Genomic DNA, 481 nt, shown 5'->3' with positions numbered 1-481 from the left:
GAGCAGACTCTTTTAAGACATATAGGCTCTTTAGAAGCAAATGATGAAACCCTTGCAAAGCAGCTAACTAATCCAGTTATTTGGTTAAGGGAGGGTATTCGATCTGTGCTATCACTTCCTGTTCATTTTGTTTCTTGGTTTGGCCTAATTAGTGCGACGACAGCCATTAAAATTACATCTAGTTGGGTATTTCGCTTTTTGTCTGGTGTCACTGGCTTAATCGGTCTATTTAGTGCAATTATGGGCATTGCTTTGGGCTGGGAAGAGTTCGTGAAAATGGCGAACAAATTTTTCTAACAAGAAATTTAAGAGTGATTCACAACGCTCGGCGGTTTTGGTTTGAATCGGCTTTTGTGTTTACGGTGTAATAATTTAGTGTCGTGGTAGCGTTGCTCACCACTTAAGCGGTCGTTAGCTTCTTTGGAGGTCAATTGGAAGATTTAGTGTTAATCTTAAACATTGCTGTGGTGGTATCCGTATC

1 protein-coding gene is annotated in these 481 nt (G+C 40.3%); it reads left to right on the top strand.

The window, feature by feature from the left end:
* Positions 1-297, top strand: a 297-nt coding sequence (locus AB4512_RS25080) for a hypothetical protein (RefSeq protein WP_372176163.1), incomplete at its 5' end; no start/stop codon positions are given.
* Positions 298-481 lie beyond the last annotated feature (184 nt).

Source organism: Vibrio sp. 10N.222.52.B7, from assembly GCF_041474275.1.
Taxonomy (GTDB): domain Bacteria; phylum Pseudomonadota; class Gammaproteobacteria; order Enterobacterales; family Vibrionaceae; genus Vibrio; species Vibrio crassostreae_C.
This window is presented reverse-complemented; position numbering and strand designations above follow the sequence as displayed.